Origin of the sequence: Actinomadura sp. 21ATH (assembly GCF_041951345.1) — a bacterium.
Lineage (GTDB): Bacteria > Actinomycetota > Actinomycetes > Streptosporangiales > Streptosporangiaceae > Spirillospora.
This window is the reverse complement of record NZ_JBGNUR010000001.1, coordinates 120,243-143,918: the sequence shown is the minus strand read 5'-3', so window position 1 is coordinate 143,918 and position 23,676 is coordinate 120,243. Positions and strand designations below refer to the sequence as shown.

Sequence of the window (23,676 nt, the reverse complement as noted above, 5' to 3'; positions counted from 1 at the left end):
GGGAGGAGTTTATTGCTTCCCGGCAACACCTACGGAGGCGCCCGCCGTACGGGGGGATTCGTACGGCGGGCGCGTTCGGGGGCTGCCCGGTTCAGTCCATGAAGTTCAGTCCATGAAGAGGTAGTCGGCGCGGTACGGGACGCGGGCGGTCGGCCGGGCGGCCGGGTCGCAGGCGCCGGACGGGGCGACGCCGCCGATGGTGTTCAGGCGGAGGATCTGGCTGGTGCCGGACAGGAGGCCGCGCTTCGCCCCGGTCCGCGTGGCGTCGAGGACGAGCTCGGGGATGTTCCCGTCGCCGTTGAACGACTTGGTGACGGCCTTGCCGGTGACGGCGCTGCGGTCGGGGGCGATCCACTGCGGCGGGCTGGCCGGGCCGGGCTTGACGAAGGAGTGGGCGATGCCGTCGCCGAGGACGGCGGTCACGCCGTCCTGGGTGAACGCGTGGGTGCCGTCGGGCTGAGGAGCGCAGCGGTAGATCTGCGCGCCGCGCAGGACGGGCTTGGCGAACGCCTTGGGCTGGGTGCCGGTGACGGGGCCGAGCCGGCCGCGCACGGCGCCGCCGGGGAACTCGGCCGTGTGCAGGTTGGTGTAGTGGCCGGCCGGGTCGGCCATGATGCGCCGCGCGGCGGCCGGGCCGACCTGGGTCATGCCGGCCAGGCCGGTGACGCCGGCGGGCAGGCCGCCCGGAGCGCTGAACAGGTCGGCGGCGATGGGGCCGTTGGCGCCCTCGGGCCCGCGGTGGACGTGGCCGGTCGTGGGCGCGCCGATGCCCGTCCAGGTGAAGCTCCACGAGACCATCGCGTCGTGGCTGCGGGCGAACGCGGTGGCGCGGCCGTCGGGGTCGCCGGTGGCCTTGCCCTCCTTGTTCGGGACCTCCTGGGCGCCGTCAGAGAGCGACTGGAGGGTGGGGGACGCCGCGCCGTTCATGATCCCGTTGAGGTCGGCGGGGCGGTTCAGCTTCTGGAACTGGCCGCGCACGGCGCCGCCGGGGAACTCGCCGGTGTGGAGGCCGGCGTAGAAGTCGACCGGGTTCTTCTTCAGCTGGGCGAGGGCCGTGCGGTCGGTGACGCGGACGGAGCCCGCGACGGCCCGGGAGGCGTCCGGGAGCGTGCCCGCGAAGAACGGGACCTTGATCGCGCCGTTGACGCCGGCGGACCCCAGGTGGATGTGGCCCGCGGTGGGGGCGGCGACGTCCTGCCAGCGGACCGCGTACCAGAGCCGGTCGCCCTGGATCCGGACCAGTGCCTGGGCGCGGCCGTCCTGGTCCCCGGTGGCCTTGCCGCCGGCGGCCGGGACCTCGTTGCGGCCCAGGAGGCTCGCGGCCAGGTACGTGATGTCGCCCTTGCCGGGCTCGTCGCCGGCGGGGAGCGCGGGGGCGCCGTGGGCGTGCGGTCCGGTGGGGGACTCGGTGCCGGCGAACGCGCCGGTGTACTCGGAGACGGTCGTGGCGGCGACACCGGCGCCGGTGGCGACGAGCGCCGCGACGGCGATTCCGGGCAGCACGAATCTGCGAACGGACATGAGTGGCCCCTTGCGGTTATTCCGGGTTCCTGATTGAGGAAGGGCCCCGCAGCCCTTCACCCATTCGCACGCGGCCGCCTCGGGCATGGGTTCAAAAGGTTTCGGATTTGTTTTTCGATGTGATTGACATGGTCGGCCTATCAATATTTCGGGGCGCAAGAAAGCGCCCGGCCCGGTGGGGTGATCACCGGGCCGGGCGGCGGCCGCCGTCGAGCGGGTCGGGCGGCCGGAAAGGTCAGACCGGAATGGTCAGCAGCTTGCCGCCGCCCTCCTTCACCACCTCGAAGCGGTCGATGCGCTCGCGCGGGATCGCGGTGCCGCCGTGGGTCACCAGCGGCGCCTCCGAGCCGGGGACGCCGTAGCCCTTGGGCGGGACCGCCCAGCCGGTGACGACGGACCGTTCACCGGTGGCGGACACCGCTTCCAGCCGGCACTTCAGCGGGCCGCGCACGCCGCGCAGCTCCAGCCCCACGTGCGTGCCCCAGCCCTTGCTCTCCAGGCCCACCACGCCGGACGCTCCGGTGCTCGTGTCCTGGGCGGTCCTCCGCTCGCCCCAGATCACCAGGGCGCGGGCCGGGCCGTGGTCGTGGCCGGGCGCCCGCGAGCCGTCGTCGGTGACCGCGGCGCCGACCGTGACGCCCGTCGCCAGCAGCACCGCCGCGGCGGCCGTCCCGATCACGGCCGTGCCGCGGCGGGCGCGGCGCGCCCGCCGCTGCCGCTCGCGGAGCAGGTCGGCCACCCCCTTCGGCGGCTCCGCCGGAGGCTCCGGCTCAGGGCCCGGGCCCGTTTCCTCGACCGCGTCACGAAAATCCCGGATCTCCGTCAGGGCCGTGGCCGTCCCGGACAATTCCCTGAATTCGGCCGCGCAGGAACCGCAGTGGAGAAGATGCGCCTCGAAGGCCCTCCGGTCGTCCTCTTCCAGCAGGCCCAGGGCGTAGGCGCCGACATCGGTGTGCTCGACCTCGGGGGTCATGCCGTCACCCCTCTCTCTTCCAATGCGACACGCAGCGCGCGCAGCGCGTAATAGACGCGGGACTTGACCGTTCCCACCGGAATTCCGAGGACCTCGGCCGCCTGGTTGACGGTGCGGTCGCGCAGCACCGTCTCGGTGAGCACCTCGCGGTGCGGCGCCGACAGCGCGCGCAGCGCGTCGGCGACCACGACCTTGCGCAGGAGGCCGTCCATCTCGTCCGCCATCGGCAGGTTCTCCAGCGCCCCATCGCCCACCTCGGGCGGCCGCACCTCCCGGTGCCGCCGGTTGTCGATCACGATACGGCGCGCCACGGTGGCGAGCCACGGCATCAGCGACGCCGACCGGGAGTCCAGCCGGTCCGCGCTCCGCCAGGCCCGGATCATCGTCTCCTGGACGACGTCCTCCGCCCACTGCCGGTCCCCGGCCGTCAGGCGCAGGACGAAGGACAGCAGCGGGCGGTGGTACTCGCGGTACAGCTCGGCGACGAGACGTTCGTCGTCGGCCGGCGCGGGCCGCGGGCGGCGGACGAGTCTCCGCAGCCCGCCGGTCGCGGGGCCGGCCGTTCCTGGTGCTGCCATGGCCGGGCGTCTCCGTGGGTCGGGGGTTCCCGTACTGCCGGGGGAGCCCTGGAAGGACGGTCAGCAGGCAGTACGGGCCCGATCGACCCCCGGGTTCAACGCCTTTGAGCCTTTCTTAAGGTTCTCTTCGGGAACGCGGCGCCCGGCGGCGGCGGCCGGTCAGCGCCGCGCGGCCTTGAGCCGCTTCGCGCCGGCCTTCCGCGCGCTCGCCGCCCGGGCCCCCGCGGCCCGGCCGAACGTGGCGGTCTTCGCACCGGCCGCCCGGGAGCCCTTGGCCGCGGCCTTGGAGCCCTTCGCCGCCAGCCGGGAGCCCTTGGCGGCGGCCTTGGACGCCCGCGCGGACGCGGCGGACGTGGCGGACGCCGCGCGCGGCCCGCCCCGGCCCCGCGGCCGGCGCCTGGCCTGCGCGCGGGCCTCGCGGACCTGCCGGGCCATCTCCCGGCGGGCGTTCCTGATCTCCGCGGCGGTCTCCCGGCGCAGCACCTTGGTCTCGGCGCCCGCCTGGAGCCGCGCCTCGCGGGCCTGCCGCCGCAGCTCGGCCACCTTGGGGGAGCGGCGCGGCTCGGTGGCGACCATGAGCAGCGCGCCGAACAGCCCCGCGTTCTTCAGCAGGTGGGAGCGCTCGCTGCCGCGCCGCTCGGGGTCGTCCTCGGTCCAGTAGCGGTGCTCGGTCGCCAGGGTGGGCACCAGCTGGGCCGCCATCAGGAAGGCGGTCAGCCGGCGGAACCGGCCGGTGAGCAGCAGCACGCCGGTGCCCAGGCTGAGGGCGCCCTGGGCGCGGACGAGGGTCTCGGGGTCCTTCGTCGGCAGCCACTCCAGCCGGTCGGCGATCGGCTTGACGGTGGGCGCCACCTGCTCGGCGCGCGGGCGGGGGTCGCGGAGCGTCTCCAGCCCGGTCATGATGTACGGCGCCGCCACGAGCGGGCGGGCCAGGGTCGTGATGGGTCGCATGCACCGCTACATGCCCACCGCGTACGGGGTCAAGCACGCCCCGCGCGCCCGCCGGGGGCCGGAAGCGGACCCTGTCACGCCGGTCCGCCGGACGTGTCGTACGCACGGGGCAGGATGTATCCATGTGCGGTCGATATGCCACGGCCCGGGCGCGCCAGGAACTGCTCGACGAGTTCCAGGTGCAGCTCGACGCCACCGAGGATGATCTGCAGCCCGACTACAACGTCGCACCGACCAAGCAGGTGCCGGCGATCCTGACCAGGGCGCCCAAGTCCGGCAAGGACGCAAAGGACGCCAAGGACGCGGCGGAGGAGGAGGCCGCGGCGGTGCGGCAGCTGCGCACGCTGCGCTGGGGCCTGGTGCCGTCGTGGGCCAAGGACCTCTCCATCGGCAGCCGGATGATCAACGCCCGGATGGAGACGGTGCACGAGAAGGCGTCGTACAAGCGCGCCTTCGCCCGGCGCCGCTGCCTGCTGCCGGCCGACGGCTACTTCGAGTGGTACGCGGTCCAGGAGCAGGGGGACGAGCCCGCCGACCCGGCCGCGGAGCAGAAGAAGGGCAAGAGGAAGCCGCAGAAGCAGCCCTTCTTCATCCGGCCGAACGACGGTGCCGTGATGGCGATGGCCGGGCTCTACGAGCTGTGGAAGGCGCCGGAGGGGCATGAGTCGGCCGGGGAGTGGATCTGGACCTGCACGGTCATCACCACCGACGCGCCGGACGACCTGGGCCGCATCCACGACCGGATGCCGATGGTCGTGGAGCGGGAGCGGTGGGACGCCTGGCTGGATCCGGACCTGACCGACACCGAGCGGGTCCGAGGCCTGCTGGTGCCCGCGATGAGCGGCACCATGACGGCGCAACCCGTGTCAAAAGCGGTCAACAACGTAAGAAACAACGGTCCAGAGCTCATAAAACCCCTGTCGGGTGGGGATAGTTCTGGCAAACAATCCGACACCTTGTTCTGACCGCCGGCGCAGTCGGCGGTCGGAGGCGAGCCCCGGGTCCGGGGCGTACCGGGAGGAGTTCCGGCACCGTGGACACCGCCACCGCCCGCAGCCGACTGGAGGCGATGCTCGCCGATCTGGACCGTTCGATCGCGGTCCTCAAGGGCGAGCACCCCGAGCGCGAGATCCCGGCCGCCGACGCCGGGTCCGGTCTCTCCGACAGCGACCGCGTCGAAGCCGCGCTCGAGTCGATGGAACGCCACCGGATGGCGGTGCACGCGGCGCTGGAACGGGTCGTCGCCGGAACGTACGGGCAGTGCCTGGGCTGCGGGAAGCAGGTGCCCGAGGGCCGGCTGGAGGTCCGCCCCGACGCGGCCCGCTGCGTCGCCTGCCAGACCAAGCACGACCGCGCCATGCGCTGACCCGCCCCCGCGCGACGTCGACTCGTGGCGTGTCTCCCTCCGGCGGCCGCGCGAAGAGGCGGACACGCCACGAGTCAACCCGGCGGGTCGGGGCGGCGGGCGCTCGCCAGCAGGTGGACGCCCAGGGAGTCGTCGTTCAGCGGGGCGTTCAGCTCCGTGCGGACCAGGCGGGGCAGGGCGCGCGGCGAGGCGGCCAGCACGTGCTCGACCGTCGAGGGCGACAGCACCGTGCGCGGCCTGATCCACTCCACCTCCAGGCCGGCGTCGGTGAGCAGCTCGCGCAGCTGGTCGGCCAGGAAGCACCGGGTCATGGTGCCGTCCGGCCACGGGACCAGCACGACCTCGGCGCTGGGGACGTCCGACAGGTGCGCCCAGCGCTTCTGCTCGGCGAGCAGGGCCATGCCCAGGGTCAGCGAGTCCACCGAGAGCAGCACCCGGCCGCCCGGCCGCAGCACCCGGGCGATCTCGGCGACGGCCGCCTCGGTGACCAGGTGCCGCGACAGCACCCGGTTCTCGGCGATCACGGCGTCCAGGCAGCCGTCGGCGAGGAAGCGCAGCGCGCCGGAGTCGGCGATCACCCGCCGTGCCGGCCCGGCCGGACCCCTCGCACCGGCCGGGCTGCCGGGATCGGCCGGGCCCGGGTCCGGATGGGGGTTCAGGTGGGGGTCGTGGACCTCGATCACCCGGTGCCCGGCCGCGGCGGCCTGGGCGCCGCTGCCGGCCGTGCCGCCGGCCAGGTCCAGGATCCGGGAGGGGCGCCGGGGGAGCCAGCGCGCGAGCTGCGCCTCGGCGACGGCCCAGTAGAACCGCCAGTAGAGCGCGAGCGACTCGCCGTCGCCCGCCGGATCGCCCGGGGAGTCCCGCAGTGAGGCGACGGAGGGCTCGGGAGGTCGCGCCGGCACCGGTAGCAACGGTTTGCTCCTGTTCTCGCCGTGTATGTCACTTCTTCCCCCTCGGAGACCGGACATCACCCTCCGTACAACTCGGGATGGCGTCCGCCTCCTTTCCGCATGCCCTTACGCCTACCCGGAATCGGGAATCGACCGGGCCGTACCGGCGTTGCACCGTCTCATAACGCCCATGCGCCGCGCGCCGAACGACACGGTAACGGGGTGACCGGATTCCGGCCCGGCACGCGCGGCGCAGGGGATGGCAACGATTAGTTTCAGCGGAGGTGCGCCCCATGACCACAGCCCTTGCCGAGCGCCCGGGAGAGGCCGCGGCGGCGTCGCCCCTGGGCGGCGTGCCAGGCCCCGGCGGCGTGGCGAGGCAGCGTGGACCGCTATCGTCTGTGAGGTACGACGCCACCGGCGTCACCACAGCGGAGGGGGTGGGTCAGGTACCGGGCACCACGGAGACCGTGGAGCAGCGCCAGGAGCGGTTCCAGCGCGACGTGCTCCCGTTCTTGGACCAGCTGTATTCGGCCGCGCTGCGCATGACGCGCAACCCGGCGGACGCCGAGGATCTCGTACAGGAGACGTTCGCCAAGGCGTTCGCGTCCTTCCACCAGTTCAAGGAGGGCACGAACCTCAAGGCGTGGCTCTACCGGATCCTGACCAACACCTTCATCAACTCCTACCGCAAGAAGCAGCGCCAGCCCCAGCAGGCTCACACCGAGGAGATCGAGGACTGGCAGCTCGCGCGGGCGGAGTCGCACACCTCCAGCGGCCTGAAGTCGGCCGAGGCCGAGGCGCTGGAGCACCTGCCCGACTCCGACGTGAAGCGGGCCCTGCAGGACCTGCCGGAGGAGTTCCGGATCGCGGTCTACCTCGCGGACGTCGAAGGCTTCGCGTACAAGGAGATCGCCGAGATCATGGGCACCCCGATCGGAACCGTGATGTCGCGCCTGCACCGCGGTCGGCGGCAGCTGCGCGGCATGCTGGAGGACTACGCCCGGGATCGCGGCCTGACCCGGGCGAGCGGGAAGGGTGAGTGAGCCATGAGCTGTGGCAACCACCATGAGACGCCGTGCGACGAAGTGCTGGCCCGCGTCTACACGTACCTGGACGGCGAGCTCGACCAGGGCGGCTGCGGGGAGGTGAAGGAGCACCTCGACGAGTGCGGCCCGTGCCTGCGCGAGTACGGCCTGGAAGAGGCCGTCAAGAAGCTCGTCGGCAAGTCCTGCGGGTGCGAGCCCGCCCCCGAGGACCTGCGCGCCAAGGTGCTGGGCAAGATCGAGCAGATCTGCGGCGAGATCCGCGGCGCGGAGGGCGCCGGGCCGTCGCAGCCGGCCAAACCCGGCGCCTGACCGGCGCCGCCTGACCGGACCGCGGGGCCGCGCCTCGGTATCGTGCTGGGGTGCGCGTACTCGTCACCGGCGCGGCCGGGTTCATCGGCTCCCATCTCGTCGACCGGCTGCTCGCCGACGGCCATGAGGTCGTCGGCGTGGACGACCTGTCGTCCGGCGCCAACGTCCGCGACGACATCGAGCTGTGGCGGATGGACGTCGCCGACCCGGCGCTGGCCGGGCGGATCGCCGCCCGGCCGCCCGAGGTGGTCTGCCATCTTGCCGCGCAGGTGAGCGTCCGCGCCAGCGTGGCCGACCCGCTGGCCGACGCCCGGACCAACGTCGTCGGCACCGCGAACGTGCTGGAGGCCGCCCGCGCCGCCGGCGCCCGCAAGGTCGTCTTCACCTCCAGCTGCGCCGTGTACGGGGTGCCGGACGCGCTGCCCGTCCCCGCCTCGGCCGAGCTGCGGCCCGCCTCGCCGTACGCCGCGTCCAAGGTCACGGGCGAGGTGTACGCGCGCATGTACAAGGCCCTGCACGGCCTGGACTTCACCACCCTCACGCTGGCCAACGTGTACGGCCCGCGGCAGACCCCCGAGGGCGAGGCCGGGGTCATCTCGATCTTCACCGACGCGCTGCTCGCCGGCCGTCCCACCCGGGTGTTCGGGGACGGCGGGCAGACCCGCGACTACGTCTACGTCCTGGACGTCGTGGACGCCTTCGCCCGCGCCGCCGGCGACCGGGGCGGCGGCGGGCGCTTCAACGTCGGCACCGGGCTCCAGACCACCGACCGCGAGCTGCACTCGCTGGTCGCGGCCGCGGCCGGGGCGCCCGACGAGCCGGAGTTCGCGCCGCCGCGCCTCGGCGACCTGCCCGCGATGGCCGTCGACCCCGAGGCGACCCGCGCCGAGCTGGGCTGGACGCCCCGCGTCGCGCTCCGCGAGGGCCTCGCCGAAACCGTCGCCTGGGCGCGCTCCCGCGCCGTCCGGTGACGATTGCTTCACGCTTTGCGCGCGATTTTCCGCTTGCCTGTGTGACCTGCGCCTCCCGCGTTAGGCTTGGGCCGAAATCAGGGACGGGGGCACGTGCGGGGATCCGTCAGTGGATCCCGGCGCACGGCAGGGAGACGTCGACTCCCGAGGGGGCGGCATGCGTGGACTACCTCCCGCCGCGTGGGCGTACGTCTGCGGCGTGGTGGCGCTGGCGGCCGGGCTCATCGCGACGGCGTCGTACGACGGGCTCGACTGGCGGGCGCTGGCCGTGCTCGCGGTGCTCTTCCTCATCTGCGACTCCGCCCCGGCCCTCCTCAACGTGGAGCGCGCCCGCGTCTCGCTGAGCTTCGCCGCGAGCCTGGCCTCGGTGGTGCTGCTGGGTCCGGCGGGCGCCGCGCTGCTCGGCGTCTGCGCGATCGTCACCGGGCAGCGGCTGTTCGCACCGGTCAAGCGGATCTTCAACGGTGCCCAGTTCGCCCTGTGCGGGTACGCGTCCGGCGTCGTCTTCGGCGCGCTCGGCGGGCAGCGCTTCGAGCCCGGCCAGGCCCAGTGGGTCGAGCACGTCATCGGGCCGTTCGTCGCGGCGCTGGTGACGTTCGTGCTGGTCAACATGCTGCTGGTGGCGGGCATCCTGCTGCTGAGCAGGCAGGCGACCGGGCGCGAGCTGCTGGGCGCCAGCGGCGCGCTGGCGTTCGGCTGCCTGGGGTACGGCATGTTCGGCCTGCTGATCGCGGGCCTGTGGTCGCGGGTCGGCATCGGGCCGTTCGCGGCGGTGCTGGTGCTGCTGCCGCTGTTCATCGCGCGCTGGGCGCTGGAGCAGACCCGCGCGCAGCAGCAGGCGCACGCCGCGACGCTCGCCGCGCTGTGCCAGGCGGTCGAGACCAAGGACTACTACACCCGCGGCCATTCCGAACGGGTGTCCCGCGGCTCGGTGATGATCGCCAAGGAGGTCGGGATGCGGCCCGACCGGGTCGAGGCGATCCGGTACGCCGGGATGCTGCACGACGTCGGCAAGCTCGGCGTCCCGACCAAGGTGCTGCAGAAGTCCGGCTCGCTGACCGAGGAGGAGTTCGCGGCCATCCAGCTGCATCCGATGCGCGGGCTGGAGATCGTCCGGGAGATCGGGTTCCTGGACGAGGCGCTCGCCGGGATCATGCACCACCACGAGAAGATGAACGGCCGCGGCTACCCGATGGGCCTGGCCGGCGACGAGATCCCCGAGTTCGCGCGGGCCATCTCGATCGCGGACGCGTTCGACTGCATGACCTCCACCCGCTCCTACCGCGCCGCCCGTACCGTCGAGGAGGCGGTCGAGGAGCTGCGCCGCTGCGCCGGCGACCACTTCGACCCCGACATGGTGGAGGCGTTCCTGAGCGCGCTGGAACGCGACGGCTGGGAGCCGCCCGAACCGGTCGTCCTGCCCGAGGACGACATCGCCGAGACCACCCAGCAGGACCACGACGACCCGAGCGCCCCGATCCGGGTCGCCGGGGAGGGCGTCCCCGAGACCGGCGACGGCATCCGCCGCTAGAAAAGGATCCGATGAGCACCCAGATGCGCACCCGGGAGCGGGCCGCCTGGCAGACCATCGACTCGGGCCAGCTGCTCCTGATCGCCACCGCCGGCCTGTTCGCGCTGGTCGCGGTCACCCAGGTGGCCGCGGTCGGGCTGGCCCAGCCCGAGGTCGCGATCGTGTTCGGAGTGCTGATCGCGCTCGGCGAGCTGTTCCGGATGGTCATGCCCGGCAACCGGGAGGTCGCGCCGATCGCCGGCGCGGCCGGTATCGGCTACGCCCTGCTGGTCGGCATCGGGCCCGAGGGGGCGCCGCCGGACGCCCTGCTCGGCGTCGTCCCGGCCGCCCACTCGCCGCTCCAGGTGGTGGCGGTGACCGCGGCCGGCATGCTGATCGGCTCGCTGCCGCACGTGGCGGTGGGCCGCCCGGCCCGGCTGGACGCGATGTCGCGCCGGCTGTTCACGGTCGCGACCGTCGCGCTGTGCTTCCGGCCGCTGCTGGAGCTGCGGCTGGACTGGCAGGTGCTGCTGGCCATGATGGGCGTGGCCGTCGTGCTGTCCTGCCTGTGCGACGTGCTGATCGCCGCGCTGATCCGGGCGGAGGCCGTCCGGGCCCGGTTCGGGATCGTGGTGCGCGACGAGATCCGCGCCAAGCTGGCGCTGTGCGCGGCCACCAGCGCCACCGCGATGCTGATCGCGGTCGCCACCACCGTGATGGGCCCGGCGGCGCTGCTGGTGTTCACCGCGCCGATCCTGGTCACGCAGTTCGCGTTCCGCCGCTACGCCGGCATACGCGCCACCTACCTGCAGACCGTGCGGGCGCTGTCGCGGGTCACCGAGGTCGGCGGGTACGTGGAGACCGGCCACTCGCGGCGGGTGGCGGCGCTGGCGGTGTCGATGGGCCGCGAGCTCGGCATGTCCGAGGAGGAACTGCTGGAGCTGGAGTACGCGGCGCTGATGCACGACATCGGCCAGCTCTCCCTCGGCGACCCCATACCGGGCGGCGCGACCGTGCTGGCCTCGCCCGCCGAGCAGCGCCGGATCGCCGAGCTGGGCGCCGAGGTGATCAAGGAGACGGGGGTGCTGGACCGGGTCGCCGCGATCGTCCAGCTGTCGTCGCACCCGTACCGCGCGGGCGGCGGCGCCCGCGCGGGCGCCGCGTCCGGGCCGCCGCTGGCCAGCCGGATCATCAAGGTCGCCAACGCCTACGACGACCTGGTCGGCGACTCCGCCGACCGCGACCGCGGCGCCGCCGTGCTGGAGCGGCTGCGGCTGGACTCGGCCGCCGAGTACGACCCCGCCGTCGTCGAGGCGCTCAGCCGCGTCGTCGACCGCCGTCCCCGCGGCTAGCCTAGGATCCATCGCGAACTCCCGCCGTGGGCCGGGACGCAGAGAACAACAGAGGAGTGGACCCAGGTGTACGAGTCCGTGCTCGTGGCGAACCGCGGCGAGATCGCCAGCCGGATCATCGGAACCGTGCGCGGTCTGGGCCTCAAGGCGATCGCGGTGTACTCCGAGGCGGACGCGGAGCTGCCGTTCGTCGCCGAGGCCGACGAGGCGATCCTCATCGGGCCCGGCCCGGCCGCGCAGAGCTACCTCGACGTCCCCCGGATCATGGAGGCGGCCCGGCGGACCAGGGCCCGCGCCGTCCATCCCGGGTACGGGTTCCTCGCCGAGAACGCCGCGTTCGCCCGCGCCGTCGAGGACGCCGGGCTGGGCTGGATCGGCCCGCCGCCGGCGGCGATCGCCCGGATGCGCGACAAGATCAACGCGCGCAACGTGATGAAGGAGGCCGGGATCCCGGTCGCGCCCGGCGTCTCGGCGCCCGTCCCGGACGCCGCCGCGGCCGCGGCGGAGGCCGAGCGGATCGGCTACCCGGTCATGGTCAAGGCGGCCACCGGCGGCCGCGGCATCGGCCTGGCCGCGGTGTACGACGCGGCCGCGCTGCGCGAGGCGTACGAGAGCATCCGCAGGGCCGCCGACGGGCACACCGGCGGCGACGGCATCCTGCTGGAGCGCTACGTCGAGAACGCGCGGCACCTCGGGGTGCAGATCCTCGGCCTGGCGGACGGCACCGTCCTCGCGCTGGGCGAGCGGGACTGCTCGGTGCAGCGCCGCAACCAGAAGGTGATCGAGGAGTCCCCGTCGCCCGGCCTCACCCCCGGGCTGCGCGAGCGGATCCTGGCGGCGGCCGTGCGGGCGGGGCAGGTCGTCGGCTACCGCGGCGCCGGCACGGTCGAGTTCCTGGTCGACCCGGCGACGGGGGAGTTCTTCTTCCTGGAGATGGACACCCGGCTCCAGACGGAGCATCCGGTCACCGAGCTGGTCACCGGGGTCGACCTGGTCGAGCAGCAGCTGCGGATCGCGTCGTACGAGCCGGTGTCGTTCACTCCGGGGCCGCCCCGCGGGCACGCGATCCAGCTGCGGGTGTACGCAGAGGACGCGGCCCGCTCCGTGCCCGCCGCCGGCGAGATCAAGATCTGGGAGGAGCCGGTCGGCACCGGGATCCGGATCGACGCCGGGTACGCCGAGGGCGACACCGTCACCCGGTTCTACGACCCCCTGCTCGCCAAGCTGTGCGTGCACGGCGACGACCGGGCCGCCGCGCTCGCGCGGGTCCGCGCCGCCGTCGCCGCGTTCCGGATCGAGGGCCTGCCGACGAACCTGCCGCTCCTCGCCGAGGTGCTGGACGCGCCGGAGTTCGTGGCCGGCGCGTACGACACCGGCCTGCTGCCCCGCATGCGCGGGGCCGGCCGCTGACGCGGGGGAGTACGCTTCCGGCCGTGAACGACAGCGACTCCGACGGTGACCGCCAGAGCTACTGCGACCGCTGCGGCGAGCCCGCCGGTATCGGCGACCACGAGGCGTGCCGCGGCGCGCGGCTGATGGAGCCGCCGCGCTACTGCGGGCGCTGCCGGCGCCGGATGGTCGTCCAGGTGACGCCGGCCGGCTGGAGCGCCCGCTGCAGCGAGCACGGGACGCTCAGCTCGGCCTGAACGCCATCGCGTACGTCATCAGCGTCAGCCCCGGGATCGGGGAGAAGTCCCGGTCCGGGGTGCGGACGAAGCCCATCCGCTCGTACATGCGCTGGGCCGCCCGCATGTTGGGCTGCGTCGACATGCGCATCCCGGCGAGCCCGGCCGCGCGGGCCCGGTCGAGGCACGCCTGGACGAGCGCCCGGCCCGTCCCGCCGCCGCGCGCCCGTTCCCGGACGGCCAGCATGCGGAACTCGCCCTCGCCGGGCCCGGCCAGCTCCCGGTACGGGCTGCCCGGCGGGCAGTAGGCGACGGCGCCGGCGATCTCGCCGCCGCTCTCGGCGACCAGCAGCTCGGCGTTGGCGGCGCGGTCGGCGGCGTCGGCGAGGGTGCGCACGTACGACGATCCCGGCGGGACGAGACCGCCGTGCACGTACACCTCCACGGTCAGCTCGCCGATCAGCGCGTACTCGTCGGGACGGGCGGGGCGGACGGTCGCCGCGGCCCGGACGGAGGACTCAGGCACCGGTCGTGCTCCGCGGGTAGGAGACCTCGGGGTCGGTGGCGACGTTGACCATGTACGGGACGCCCGAGTCGAACGCGCGGCGCAGCGCCGGGCCGATCTCGTCCGGCCGGGTGACCAGCTCGCCGGCGCCGCCCAGGGCGCGGACGACCTCGTCGTACCGGCACTCCGGCTGGAGGTCGGCGGCGACGTCGTAGCCGTACAGCGCGCGCATCGGGTGCTTCTCCAGGCCCCAGGCCCCGTTGTTCCCGACGATCATCACCACGGGCAGCCCGTGCCGGACGAGCGTGTCGACGTCCATCAGCGAGAACCCGGCCGCGCCGTCGCCGAGCATCAGCGCGATCTGCGCGTCCGGGCGGGCCAGCCGCGCCGCCGCCGCGTAGCCGGGGCCGGTGCCGAGGCAGCCGTACGGGCCGGGGTCCAGCCAGCCGCCGGGGCGCTTCGGCTCGACGTACTTGCCGGCGTACGAGACGAAGTCGCCGCCGTCGCCGATCACCACGGCGTCGTCGTCGAGGACCCGGGCCAGCTCGCCGTACACCCGCAGCGGGTGGATCGGGTCGGCGGCGGACTCCAGCAGGCCGGCGTCGCCGGCGGCCGCCGCGCGGGCCGCGTCGCGCAGGCCGCTCGTCCAGTCCGCGTACGAGGCCGGATCGGCGCCGGCCTTGGCGCACGCCTCGGCCAGCCCGCCGAAGACGAGCGACAGGTCGCCCGCCGCGGCTCCTTCGGTGGCCACGTGCGAGGCCAGCTGGGACGGCGCGTCGGCCAGGTGGACGACCTTCGCCGCGCCGCCGCCGAACGTGCCGTACCCGAGCCGGAAGTCCAGCGGCGTCCCCGCGACGATCACCAGGTCGGCGGTGGTGAACGCGCGGCCGCGGGCGCGGGTGACGAGCAGGTCGTGGCCGCGGGGCAGGATCCCGCGGCCCTGGCCGTTGGCGACGACCGGGAGCCGCAGCTCTTCGGCGAACGCGCGGGCGGCGTCCTCGGCGCGGTCCATCCACACGTCCGAGCCGATCACCAGCAGCGGCCGCCGGGCCCCGGCGATCAGCGCCGCGACGCGTTCGAGGGCGTCGGTGTCGGGGGCCGGCCGTGCGGCGGGCGCGGTCCCGGGCGCGGCGTCGTCCGGTACGGGGCCGAACAGGTGGTCCATGGCGAAGTCGAGGAAGACCGGCCCGCGGTGCGGTTCGACGGCGGTACGGAAGGCCCGCTCGACGTCGGCCGCGATCGTCTCCGGGCCGGCGGCCGTCGCGGCGAGCTTGGTGATCGGCGCGACCAGCGGGGGGTGGTCGAGCTCCTGGAGGGCGCCGGTGCCCCAGCGGCCCTGCGGCGCGCGCCCGCCGAGCACGACCACGGGGGAGCCGTTGAAGTGGGCGGTGGCGATGCCGCTGACCCCGTTGGTGATGCCGGGGCCGGCGGTCAGCACCGCCAGGCCGGGCTCGCGGGTCAGCCGCGCGGTCGCCTCGGCGGCGAACACGGCCGTCTGCTCGTGCCGCACGTCCAGGATGCGCGGCCGCGGCTCCTCGCGCGACGCGCCGTCGCGCACCGCTCCGTCGTAGATGGGGAAGACGTGCCCTCCGGACAGCGTGAACATCGTGTCCACGCCGTGCCGCCGTACCACCGAGATGACGGCGTCACCGCCGTGCCGAGGCTCCATGAACGCAACGTAACACCAAGAACCACCCCGAATCCCATAGTCGTTAGGGTCTTGACGACGCCCGTGGGACCCACTTGATTGGTCGCATGCCGGTTCCCCGCTCGATCCTCACCAAGGCCGACGTCACCGACCACGACTTCGAGCTCGTCGCCGGAACCTGGCCCGCGGACATCGCCGGCCATTTCGTCGTCAGCACCTCGGACCAGCGCACCCACCCCCTGCACGCGTTCTTCGGCGACGGGATCATGGCGCGGCTGGAGCTGCGGCCCGACGCCGCCGGGCGCTTCCCCTGGCGCGCCCGCGTCATCGACACCCCGTCCGTGCGGCTGCGCCGCAAGCGTCCCGACCTCTTCACGGCCGGTCCGGTCGGGACCGGCTCGCCGTGGGGGTTCGTGAACTGCGCCAACACCGCGCCGCTGCCCTGGGGCGACCGGCTCTTCGCCACCTGGGACGCGGGCCGTCCCGTCGAGGTCGACCCGGTCACGCTCGCGTTCGTCGCCGAGGTCGGCCACCGCGACGACTGGAAGCCGTCGATCGACCAGGCCGTGCTGCCGCTGATCTCGTCGTCCGCGCACCCGGTGATCGACCCCGAGCGCGGCTGCCTCTGGACGGTCAGCCGCGACGTCATGACCGGGGCCGTCTCGGTGATCCGTCATGACGGCACCGGCCGCCGCGTCCGGCGCTGGCTCGTCGAGGGCGCGACGCTCCCGCAGGCCACCCACACCATCACCCAGACCCGCGACTGGCTGGTGCTCGCCGACACCGCGTACAAGATCGACCCGGCGGAGGTCCTCGGCGCCGAGCGCACCGTCGCCAACAACCCCGACGGGCCCGTCCTGCTGGTCCGCAAGGACGACCTCGACCCCGCCCGCGACACCGTCGGCTGCGCCGAGTTCCGGATCGCGCCCGAGGTCAACCACTTCTACGCCCGCTACGACGACTCCGCCGGCATCGACGTCGTCATGGAGCACACCCCGGGCGTCGACATCGGCATGTACCTGCGGGAGGACGACACCGACGCGTACGGCCGGCCCGTCGACCCCGCCCTGCGCGGGATGTACTGCCACGGCATGAGCCCCGCCCTCACCACCCTGCTGCGCTTCGATCCCGCGACCGGGCGGGTCACCGAGCGCGCCCGCGCGTACGACCCGGAACGCTGGTGGCAGGCCGAGCTGTCGGCGATCGACTGGAGCCTGGAGGGCCAGACCGCCCCCACCCGGCACCACCTGGTCTACATCGGCTTCCACCCCGAGGCCGTCAACCGGCGCGCCCTCGTCAACTACGCCGGCCGCGTCGACCCCGCCCTCTTCCCGCGCGAGGAGACGCCCGCCGTCCTGGTCACCCACGACCGCGACGACCTCAAGCCGCTCGCCGAGTGGACGTTCGCGCTCGACGACTACCCGACCTCGCCGTCGTTCGCGCCCCGCTCGCCCGGCGGCGCGGGCCGCACGCGGTACGCGGGCACCGACCCCGGCGGGCACGACGGCTACCTCGTCGTCGCCGTCCACAACGACGACCGCTTCCGGGTGGAACTGTTCGACGCGGCCGACGTGTCCCGCGGTCCCGTCGCCGTACTCGCGCCCCCGCGCGGCACGACGCTGCCCTTCCTGATCCACTCCGCCTGGATGCCGGCCGCCGTGCCGGCGCCGCCCGGACTCGACCGCCTGAGCTTCGCCGACGACCTCGACGACCGCCTGGACCAGCTGCCCCCCGACCTGGCCGCGACCGCCCGGGAGGTCGCCGCCGACCTGACCACGCCGACCTGACCCGCCCGTCGACTCGTGGCGAGTCTCGCCGCTGAGCCGGGCCGGACGGGCGGACACGCCACGAGTCGGCGCGTCGGGCGGTGAGCGGGCGGCGGGTCAGCTTCGCGCCATGTCCTCGCAGGTCTTCTCCTCCGGGAGCAGCGGGCGCAGGCGGACGGAGTAGACCTTGCCGGCGCTGCGCCAGCGGTGATCGCCGCTCGCCGTGGCGACGTGCTTCACCGCCGTGTCGCGGTCGTCGCCGGAATAGACCGTGCAGAGGGCACCGGCGGCCCGCTCGCCCGCGCCGAGCGGGCGGTCGATCGGCCAGTCCGAGACGGCCTGGCCGTTCGACGGCGGGCTCTCGCCCGCGAGCGCCGCGACCCGCGCGGACCTGTACTCTCCCGGCGGCGCCTGCTGTTCGGCCCGCGGCCAGCCCTTCGGGTCCAGCCGCTTCCAGAAGGCCACCGCCGGGACGTGCTGGGCCTCCGGCTGGACGACCCGCGTCCGCGCCCCGCCCATCGTGATCACCAGGACCATCGCGTCCGCGATCTGCGCCTCGGACCCGTACGTCCGCGACCTGTCCAGCCCCGCCGCGCGCGCTTCGAGCAGCAGCTTCCGCGCCGCCGCCGGATGCAGCCGGTACTCCCGCAGCTGGCCGGTGCGCTCCTCGCGGACGATCGTGCGGCCGTCCTCGTACAGCGAGAACTCCGGTACGGTCCCCGGCCCGCCCAGCCCGGCGATCCCGCCCGTCATCCGCCACCGCAGAGCGAGCGTCCCGTCCCGCGCCGGCTCCTGCCGCGCCGGGTCGGAGCGCGGCGACGGCGGCTCCGACCGCGCGGACTCCTGCCCGCCGCCGCACGCGACCAGGGCCACCGCCCCGGCGAGCGCCACGGCGGCCCCCCGATTCACCACGCTTGCGAAGCGTACGGATGGACGGGCCATGCGGCTTGGACGCCACGCGCCCTTGACCGGTTCCCGGCCCGTACAAAAACCGGGCCGTCAACCCTGTCGGTTCCGCGCGGGCCCGGCCCGGCGGCGCCGTACTAGGGTGCCGCTCGTGAGCGTGCTCGTGGTGACCGGGACCTGCACCGGGGTCGGCAAGACGATCGTCACCGCCGCCCTGGCGGCGCTGGCGGCGGCCCGCGGCGCGGCCGTGGCCGTGGTGAAGCCCGGCCAGACCGGGGTGGCGCCGGGCGAGCCCGGCGACCTCGACGACGTCCGCCGGCTGGCGGGCGTGCGGGACCTGCACGAGTACGCCCGCTTCCCCGATCCGCTGTCGCCCGCCGCGGCCGCCCGCCACGCGGGCCTGCCGCCCCTCCGCCTCACCGACGTCGCCGAACGCGTCCGCGAGCTGGGCGAGACCCGCGACCTCGTCCTGGTCGAGGGCGCCGGCGGCCTCCTCGTCCGCTACGACGAGGAGGGGACCACGGTCGCCGACCTGGCCCGCTGGCTCGGCGCGGCCGTCGTCGTGGTGGCCCGGCCCGACCTCGGCACGCTCAACCACACGGCGCTGACCCTGGAGGCGATGGCGCACCGCGGCGTGCAGCCCGCGGGCGTCGTCATCGGCGAGTGGCCGGAGAAGCCCGACCTCGCCATGCGCAGCAACGTCCGCGACCTGGAGACGATCGCGGCGCGCCCGCTGGCCGGCGCGCTCCCGGCCGGCGCCGGCTCCCTCGAACCCGCCGAGTTCCTGCTCGCCGCGCACGCCGCGCTGGCGCCCCCGTTCGGCGGGACGTTCGACCCCGCCGTCTTCCGCGCCGACCACGACCCCCTAACGTGAAGCCACCCCACAAAGGAGATCCCGTGAGCGACATCCTCGAAACGGCGCGGCGGCAGGTGCTGGAGGAGGGCCGCGGCCTTTCCGGCGGCCAGGTGCTGGAATGCCTGACCCTGCCCGACGACCGGCTGGAGGAGCTGCTCGCGCTCGCCCACGAGGTCCGGATGCGCTGGTGCGGTCCCGAGGTCGAGGTGGAGGGCATCGTCTCCCTCAAGACCGGCGGCTGCCCCGAGGACTGCCATTTCTGCTCCCAGTCGGGCCAGTTCACCTCCCCGGTCCGCGCGGTCTGGCTGAACATCCCCGAGCTCGTCGAGGCCGCCAAGGAGACCGCGAAGACCGGCGCCACCGAGTTCTGCATCGTCGCCGCCGTGCGCGGGCCGGACGAGCGCCTCATGCAGCAGGTCCGCGCGGGGATCGACGCGATCAACGCGGCCGTCGACATCAACATCGCGTGCTCGCTCGGCATGCTCACCCAGGAGCAGGTGGACGAGCTCACCGAGATGGGCGTGCACCGCTACAACCACAACCTGGAGACCGCCCGCTCGCACTTCCCCAGCGTCGTCACCACGCACAGCTGGGAGGAGCGCTGGGACACCCTCCGCATGGTCAAGGAGGCCGGCATGGAGGTGTGCTGCGGCGGCATCATCGGCATGGGCGAGACCGTCGAGCAGCGCGCCGAGTTCGCCGGCCAGCTGGCCGAGCTGGAGCCCGACGAGGTCCCGCTGAACTTCCTGGCCCCCCGCCCCGGCACCCCGTTCGCCGACCACCCCCTGGTCGAGGGCGCCGAGGCCCTCAAGACCATCGCCGCGTTCCGGCTGGCCCTGCCCCGCACGATCCTGCGGTACGCCGGCGGCCGCGAGCTCACCCTCGGCGACCTCGGCACCCGCGACGGCATGCTCGGCGGCATCAACGCCATCATCGTCGGCAACTACCTGACCACCCTTGGCCGCCCGGCCGAGAAGGACCTGGACCTCCTCACCGAGCTCCAGATGCCCATCAAGGCCCTCTCCAGGACCCTTTAGACCTACCGCTTGCTTGGTGTCCGGGTTAGCCTCGGCGGGAGGCCGAGGAGGGCACCATGAAGGACCTGCTCATCAGGAACGCCCGCGTCGTCGACGGCACGGGCGCGGCCCCCTACGGCGCCGACGTCGCCGTCACCGGCGGGCGGATCACCGAGGTCGGGCCCCGGCCGGCCGGGCCGGCGCGCCGTACCGTCGACGCGGACGGCGCGCTGCTGACCCCCGGCTTCGTCGACATCCACACGCACTACGACGGCCAGGCCACCTGGGACTCGCAGCTCGCCCCGTCCTCCCTGCACGGCGTCACCACCGTCGTCATGGGCAACTGCGGGGTCGGCTTCGCGCCCGCCGCCCGCGACCGGCACGACTGGCTCATCGGGCTGATGGAGGGCGTCGAGGACATCCCCGGCACCGCGCTCGCCGAGGGCATCACCTGGGAGTGGGAGAGCTTCCCCGAGTTCCTGGACGCCCTCGACGCCAGGCCCCGGACCATGGACGTCGGCACGCAGGTCCCGCACGGCGCGGTCCGCGCGTACGTCATGGGCGAGCGCGGCGCCCGCAACGAGCCCGCCACCGCCGCCGACATCGCCGCCATGAAGGCGATCGTCAAGGAGGGCGTCGCCGCCGGCGCGCTCGGCTTCTCCACCTCCCGCACCCTCGCCCACACCGCCATCGACGGCGAGCCCGTCCCCGGCACGTTCGCCGCCGAGGACGAGCTGTTCGGCATCGGCGAGGCGCTCCGCGAGCTCGGCACCGGCGTGTACGAGATCGCCCCGGCCGGAGCCGCCGGCGAGGACGTCAACGCCCCGCCCAAGGAGGTCGCCTGGATGCGGCGGCTCTCGGCCGCCATCGGCCGGCCCGTGTCGTTCGCGCTCCTGCAGATCGACGCCGTCCCCGACATGTGGCGCGAGCTGCTCGACCTGTCGGCCGCCGCCGGCGCCCGGCTGTACCCGCAGGTCGCGTGCCGCCCGTTCGGCATGCTCATCTCACTGGAGTCGCTGCACGCGTTCGGCGACCACCCGGCGTACATGGAGATCGCGCTGCTGCCGCGCGCCGAACGCGTCGCCCGGATGCGCCGCCCCGAGACCAAGCGGCGCATCCTCGCCGAGAAGCCCGGCGACGACCTGCTCGCCTCGATGGTGCGGGGCTTCCCCGAGCGGCTGTTCCCCCTCGCCGCCGAGCGCCCCGACTACGAGCCCGCCCCCGAGACGTCCGTGGCGGCCCGCGCGGCGGCGGCCGGCCGCGACCCGATGGAACTGCTGTACGACCTGCTGCTGGAGGACGACGGCCGCAACGTCCTGCTGATGCCGCTCCTCAACTACGCCGCGAACGACCTGGACGCCCAGCGCGAGATGCTCACCCACCCGCGCGCCGTCCTCGGCCTCGGCGACGGCGGCGCCCACTGCGGCTTCATCTGCGACGCCTCCATGCCGACCACGATGCTGAGCCACTGGGCCCGCGACCGCACCCGCGGCGCGACGCTGCCGCTGGAGCACGTCGTCCGGATGATGACCCGCGACACCGCCCGCCTGTACGGCCTGGCCGACCGCGGCGTCATCGCCCCCGGCATGAAGGCCGACCTCAACCTGATCGACCACGACCGGGTGGCCCTGCGCCGCCCCGAGATGGTCCACGACCTCCCCGCCGGCGGGCGCCGCCTGATCCAGCGCGCCGACGGCTACCTGGCCACCTTCGTCTCCGGCGTCCAGACCTTCGCCGACGGCGAGCCCACCGGCGACCTCCCCGGCCGCCTGGTCCGCGGCGCCCGCGCCTGACCCGCCCGCGCGGCCGGGCTCAGTCGCGGCGGAGGCGGGTGATGAACTTGTACCGGTCGCCGCGGTAGAGCGACTGGGCCCACTCGACGGGCTGGCCGGTGGCGTCGAAGGCGTGCCGGGACAGCAGCAGGAGCGGCAGGCCGACGTCCACGGCCAGGAGCTGGGCGTCGTGCGGGGTCGCCAGGACCGTCTCGATCGTCTCCTCGGCCTCGGTGAGGTGGACGTCGTACGCGGTGGCCAGCGTCTCGTACAGGGAGTGGTGCCGGGGCAGCTCGCGGCGCAGGCCGGGGAAGCGGCGGGCCGGCAGGTGCGAGGTGTCGATCGACATGGCCTCGCCGTCGGCCAGCCGGAGGCGGTGGATCCGCAGGACCCGGCCGCCCGGGCGGATGCCGAGCAGGGTGGCCAGCCGCTCGTCGGCGGAGACGTACCCGATCTCCAGGATGCGGGTCTCCGGGCGCAGGCCGTGGTGGCGCATGTCCTCGGTGTAGCTGACCAGCTGGAGCTCCTGGGAGACCTTCGGCTTCGCGACGAACGTGCCCTTGCCCTGGATGCGCTGGAGCCGGCCCTCGACGACCAGCTCGGCCAGGGCCTGCCGGACGGTCGTGCGGGACGTCTCGTACTTCTCGGCCAGCGTGCGCTCGGGCGGCAGCGGGCTGCCCGGCGGGAGCGACTGGATCAGCTCGACCAGCAGCTCTTTCAGCTTGTAGTACTTGGGGATGCGGGGCGCCTGGACCGAGCGGTGCTTGCCGATGTCGCCGAGCGGCGCGCGCTCGTACCCGCCCCCGTGCCGGGGCCCGCCCCTGACCTCCGTCACGGTCTCTCCTCACGTTCATCATCGGTTGTCCCCGATGTTAACTATGAAGATTATGGTCGGTGCAGCCCGGCGACGGCCGAGAGAGCCCGCCCCAGCGCTGTGAGGTCCGCCTCGCCGACGGTGGCGCGGGCGGTGAGCCGCAGGCAGGCGCGTCCCTTGGGCACGGAGGGCGGCCGGAAGCAGCCGACCCGTGCACCGGCCTCGGCGCAGATCTCCGCGGCCCGTACGGCCGCCTCCGGCTCGCCCAGGACCACGGGGACGACCGCGGCGGCGGGCTCCTCGGTGGTCTCCAGCCCCAGCCCGGCGGCGATCCCCGCCATGCGGCGGGCCCGGTCGCGGGCCCGGGCGGGCAGGCCGGGCTCCTCGTCCAGGACGTCCAGCGCGGCCAGCGCGGCGCCCACGGCGGGCGGGTTCAGGCCCGTGTCGAAGATGAACGCGCGCCCCGTGTCCACCAGCGTCTCGATCACCTCGGGCGCCCCGAGGACCGCACCGCCCTGGGAGCCGAGCGCCTTGGACAGCGTCAGCGTCAGCACCACGTCGGGCTCGCCGGCCAGCCCCGCGGCGTGCGCGGCGCCCTGCCCCCGCTCCCCGACGACGCCCAGCGCGTGCGCCTCGTCGATCACCAGCAGCGCGCCGTGGGCCCGCACGGCGCGGTGCAGCCCGGCCAGCGGCGCCAGGTCGCCGTCCACGGAGAACACGGCGTCGGTGACGACCAGCGCGTGCTCCTCGTCCCGCTCGGCCAGGGCGCGCTCGACCGCGGCCACGTCCCGGTGCGGGACGATCACGACCCGGGAGCGGGACAGCCGGCACGCGTCCACGATCGAGGCATGGTTGACCTGGTCGGACACCACCAGGTCGGCCGCCCCCGCCAGCCCCGCCACCGCGCCCAGGTTCGCCAGGAAACCGGAGGAGAACACGAGCCCCGCGGCGCTGCCGGTGAGCGCCGCCAGCCGCCGGTCCAGCTCCGCGTGCAGCTCGGTCGTCCCGGTGACGAGCCGTGACCCGGTCGACCCGGCCCCGTACTCCCGGGCCGCCGCCGTGGCCCCCGCGACCAGCCGCGGATCGCGCGCCAGCCCGAGGTAGTCGTTGGAGGCGAGGTCGATGAGCCCGTCATGGTCGCCGGTACGGGCCCGCAGCCGCCGCCGCAGCCCCGCCCGTTCGCGCCGTGCCGTGGCGGCCCGCAGCCGCGCGAGAGGGTCAGGGGGACGCATGCACGAATCCTGCCAGCCGCGCCGGCCGAGCCCCCCGCCGGGGCGGGGGCAGCGGGGCGTCCCCCC

Annotated in this window: 23 protein-coding genes; 13 read left to right on the top strand and 10 right to left on the bottom strand. The window is 74.4% G+C overall.

The annotated features are described in order from the left end of the window. Positions 1-105 precede the first annotated feature (105 nt). The 4 genes from ACA361_RS00660 to ACA361_RS00645 all read right to left on the bottom strand — a co-directional run bounded on the left by ACA361_RS00660 (position 106) and on the right by ACA361_RS00645 (position 4,023). A complete protein-coding gene (locus ACA361_RS00660; RefSeq protein ID WP_375009751.1) occupies positions 106-1,521 on the bottom strand; it encodes a CHRD domain-containing protein in 1,416 nt (471 codons plus the stop codon). Positions 1,522-1,756: 235 nt separating this feature from the next. Further along, positions 1,757-2,494, bottom strand: a complete 738-nt coding sequence (locus ACA361_RS00655) for an anti-sigma factor family protein (RefSeq protein WP_375009750.1) — start codon at positions 2,492-2,494, stop codon at positions 1,757-1,759. Beyond that, positions 2,491-3,072, bottom strand: a complete 582-nt coding sequence (locus ACA361_RS00650; RefSeq protein WP_375009749.1) for a sigma-70 family RNA polymerase sigma factor — start codon at positions 3,070-3,072, stop codon at positions 2,491-2,493. Before ACA361_RS00650 ends, ACA361_RS00655 begins: the two co-directional genes overlap by 4 nt. Before the next feature lie 159 nt (positions 3,073-3,231). After that, a complete protein-coding gene (locus ACA361_RS00645) occupies positions 3,232-4,023 on the bottom strand; it encodes a DoxX family protein (protein ID WP_375009748.1) in 792 nt (263 codons plus the stop codon). 122 nt (positions 4,024-4,145) lie between these two features. On the opposite strand from ACA361_RS00645, the gene ACA361_RS00640 reads away from it, so the two are divergent. Next, complete coding sequence (locus ACA361_RS00640) at positions 4,146-4,988, top strand: SOS response-associated peptidase (RefSeq protein WP_375009746.1); 843 nt, start codon at positions 4,146-4,148, stop codon at positions 4,986-4,988. A gap of 68 nt (positions 4,989-5,056) precedes the next feature. Beyond that, the gene (locus ACA361_RS00635; protein WP_375009745.1) at positions 5,057-5,389 is read left to right on the top strand and encodes a TraR/DksA family transcriptional regulator; all 333 of its coding nucleotides are present in this window, start codon (positions 5,057-5,059) and stop codon (positions 5,387-5,389) included. Between the two features lie 74 nt (positions 5,390-5,463). Here ACA361_RS00635 and ACA361_RS00630 read toward each other — a convergent pair whose 3' ends face one another. After that, entirely contained in the window at positions 5,464-6,291 is an 828-nt protein-coding gene (locus ACA361_RS00630) for a methyltransferase domain-containing protein (protein ID WP_375009744.1), read from the bottom strand. A gap of 428 nt (positions 6,292-6,719) precedes the next feature. Here ACA361_RS00630 and ACA361_RS00625 point away from each other — a divergent pair, with 428 nt between their 5' ends. The 7 genes from ACA361_RS00625 (at position 6,720) to ACA361_RS00595 (ending at position 13,116) form a co-directional block, all read left to right on the top strand. After that, positions 6,720-7,325, top strand: a complete 606-nt coding sequence (locus ACA361_RS00625) for a sigma-70 family RNA polymerase sigma factor (protein ID WP_366622898.1) — start codon at positions 6,720-6,722, stop codon at positions 7,323-7,325. A gap of 3 nt (positions 7,326-7,328) precedes the next feature. Next, a complete protein-coding gene (rsrA, locus tag ACA361_RS00620; RefSeq protein WP_375009743.1) occupies positions 7,329-7,637 on the top strand; it encodes a mycothiol system anti-sigma-R factor in 309 nt (102 codons plus the stop codon). Between the two features lie 50 nt (positions 7,638-7,687). After that, the gene (locus ACA361_RS00615) at positions 7,688-8,608 is read left to right on the top strand and encodes an NAD-dependent epimerase/dehydratase family protein (protein ID WP_375009742.1); all 921 of its coding nucleotides are present in this window, start codon (positions 7,688-7,690) and stop codon (positions 8,606-8,608) included. Between the two features lie 157 nt (positions 8,609-8,765). After that, on the top strand, positions 8,766-10,139 hold the full coding sequence (locus tag ACA361_RS00610; protein WP_375009741.1) for an HD-GYP domain-containing protein: 1,374 nt from the start codon (positions 8,766-8,768) through the stop codon (positions 10,137-10,139). An 11-nt stretch (positions 10,140-10,150) separates the two neighbouring features. Then, the gene (locus ACA361_RS00605) at positions 10,151-11,470 is read left to right on the top strand and encodes an HD-GYP domain-containing protein (protein ID WP_375009740.1); all 1,320 of its coding nucleotides are present in this window, start codon (positions 10,151-10,153) and stop codon (positions 11,468-11,470) included. A 66-nt stretch (positions 11,471-11,536) separates the two neighbouring features. Continuing rightward, positions 11,537-12,880, top strand: a complete 1,344-nt coding sequence (locus ACA361_RS00600) for an acetyl/propionyl/methylcrotonyl-CoA carboxylase subunit alpha (RefSeq protein ID WP_375009738.1) — start codon at positions 11,537-11,539, stop codon at positions 12,878-12,880. A 23-nt stretch (positions 12,881-12,903) separates the two neighbouring features. Continuing rightward, complete coding sequence (locus ACA361_RS00595) at positions 12,904-13,116, top strand: hypothetical protein (protein ID WP_375009737.1); 213 nt, start codon at positions 12,904-12,906, stop codon at positions 13,114-13,116. On the opposite strand, the gene ACA361_RS00590 is transcribed toward ACA361_RS00595, so the two are convergent. Both ACA361_RS00590 and ACA361_RS00585 read right to left on the bottom strand, forming a co-directional pair. Then, positions 13,103-13,621: a GNAT family N-acetyltransferase gene (locus ACA361_RS00590; RefSeq protein WP_375009736.1), complete on the bottom strand. Its 519-nt coding sequence runs from the start codon at positions 13,619-13,621 to the stop codon at positions 13,103-13,105. The genes ACA361_RS00595 and ACA361_RS00590 overlap by 14 nt on opposite strands. Continuing rightward, positions 13,614-15,269 carry an acetolactate synthase gene (locus tag ACA361_RS00585; protein ID WP_375009735.1) on the bottom strand — a complete coding sequence of 552 codons (1,656 nt, stop codon included), beginning with the start codon at positions 15,267-15,269 and terminating at the stop codon, positions 13,614-13,616. Before ACA361_RS00585 ends, ACA361_RS00590 begins: the two co-directional genes overlap by 8 nt. Positions 15,270-15,355: 86 nt before the next feature. On the opposite strand from ACA361_RS00585, the gene ACA361_RS00580 reads away from it, so the two are divergent. Continuing rightward, positions 15,356-17,035 (top strand): carotenoid oxygenase family protein, encoded by a 1,680-nt coding sequence (locus ACA361_RS00580; RefSeq protein ID WP_375009734.1) that lies wholly within the window; start codon positions 15,356-15,358, stop codon positions 17,033-17,035. A 96-nt stretch (positions 17,036-17,131) separates the two neighbouring features. Here ACA361_RS00580 and ACA361_RS00575 read toward each other — a convergent pair whose 3' ends face one another. Then, positions 17,132-17,926: a hypothetical protein gene (locus ACA361_RS00575; RefSeq protein ID WP_375009733.1), complete on the bottom strand. Its 795-nt coding sequence runs from the start codon at positions 17,924-17,926 to the stop codon at positions 17,132-17,134. A gap of 145 nt (positions 17,927-18,071) precedes the next feature. On the opposite strand from ACA361_RS00575, the gene bioD reads away from it, so the two are divergent. The 3 genes from bioD to ACA361_RS00560 are packed head-to-tail and all read left to right on the top strand — an operon-like array spanning position 18,072 to position 21,585. Further along, the gene (bioD, locus tag ACA361_RS00570) at positions 18,072-18,794 is read left to right on the top strand and encodes a dethiobiotin synthase (protein ID WP_375009732.1); all 723 of its coding nucleotides are present in this window, start codon (positions 18,072-18,074) and stop codon (positions 18,792-18,794) included. A 23-nt stretch (positions 18,795-18,817) separates the two neighbouring features. Then, positions 18,818-19,813 (top strand): biotin synthase BioB, encoded by a 996-nt coding sequence (gene bioB, locus ACA361_RS00565; protein ID WP_375009731.1) that lies wholly within the window; start codon positions 18,818-18,820, stop codon positions 19,811-19,813. A 56-nt stretch (positions 19,814-19,869) separates the two neighbouring features. Then, positions 19,870-21,585, top strand: coding sequence for an amidohydrolase family protein (locus ACA361_RS00560; RefSeq protein ID WP_375009730.1), 1,716 nt, complete (start codon positions 19,870-19,872; stop codon positions 21,583-21,585). Between the two features lie 19 nt (positions 21,586-21,604). Here ACA361_RS00560 and ACA361_RS00555 read toward each other — a convergent pair whose 3' ends face one another. Together ACA361_RS00555 and ACA361_RS00550 are read right to left on the bottom strand one after the other, a co-directional pair. Continuing rightward, positions 21,605-22,399: a GntR family transcriptional regulator gene (locus tag ACA361_RS00555; protein WP_375009729.1), complete on the bottom strand. Its 795-nt coding sequence runs from the start codon at positions 22,397-22,399 to the stop codon at positions 21,605-21,607. A gap of 50 nt (positions 22,400-22,449) precedes the next feature. After that, a complete protein-coding gene (locus ACA361_RS00550) occupies positions 22,450-23,610 on the bottom strand; it encodes an 8-amino-7-oxononanoate synthase (RefSeq protein ID WP_375009728.1) in 1,161 nt (386 codons plus the stop codon). Between the last annotated feature and the right edge of the window lie 66 nt (positions 23,611-23,676).

Excerpts from the sequence above, each read along its gene's own strand:
- ACA361_RS00660 (WP_375009751.1), bottom strand. The coding sequence starts at position 1,521 with ATGTCCGTTCGCAGATTCGTGCTGCCCGGAATCGCCGTCGCGGCGCTC.
- ACA361_RS00655 (WP_375009750.1), bottom strand. The coding sequence starts at position 2,494 with ATGACCCCCGAGGTCGAGCACACCGATGTCGGCGCCTACGCCCTGGGC.
- ACA361_RS00650 (WP_375009749.1), bottom strand. The coding sequence starts at position 3,072 with ATGGCAGCACCAGGAACGGCCGGCCCCGCGACCGGCGGGCTGCGGAGA.
- ACA361_RS00645 (WP_375009748.1), bottom strand. The coding sequence starts at position 4,023 with ATGCGACCCATCACGACCCTGGCCCGCCCGCTCGTGGCGGCGCCGTAC.
- ACA361_RS00640 (WP_375009746.1), top strand. The coding sequence starts at position 4,146 with ATGTGCGGTCGATATGCCACGGCCCGGGCGCGCCAGGAACTGCTCGAC.
- rsrA (WP_375009743.1), top strand. The coding sequence starts at position 7,329 with ATGAGCTGTGGCAACCACCATGAGACGCCGTGCGACGAAGTGCTGGCC.
- ACA361_RS00610 (WP_375009741.1), top strand. The coding sequence starts at position 8,766 with ATGCGTGGACTACCTCCCGCCGCGTGGGCGTACGTCTGCGGCGTGGTG.
- ACA361_RS00605 (WP_375009740.1), top strand. The coding sequence starts at position 10,151 with ATGAGCACCCAGATGCGCACCCGGGAGCGGGCCGCCTGGCAGACCATC.
- ACA361_RS00585 (WP_375009735.1), bottom strand. The coding sequence starts at position 15,269 with ATGGAGCCTCGGCACGGCGGTGACGCCGTCATCTCGGTGGTACGGCGG.
- ACA361_RS00580 (WP_375009734.1), top strand. The coding sequence starts at position 15,356 with ATGCCGGTTCCCCGCTCGATCCTCACCAAGGCCGACGTCACCGACCAC.
- ACA361_RS00560 (WP_375009730.1), top strand. The coding sequence starts at position 19,870 with ATGAAGGACCTGCTCATCAGGAACGCCCGCGTCGTCGACGGCACGGGC.
- ACA361_RS00550 (WP_375009728.1), bottom strand. The coding sequence starts at position 23,610 with ATGCGTCCCCCTGACCCTCTCGCGCGGCTGCGGGCCGCCACGGCACGG.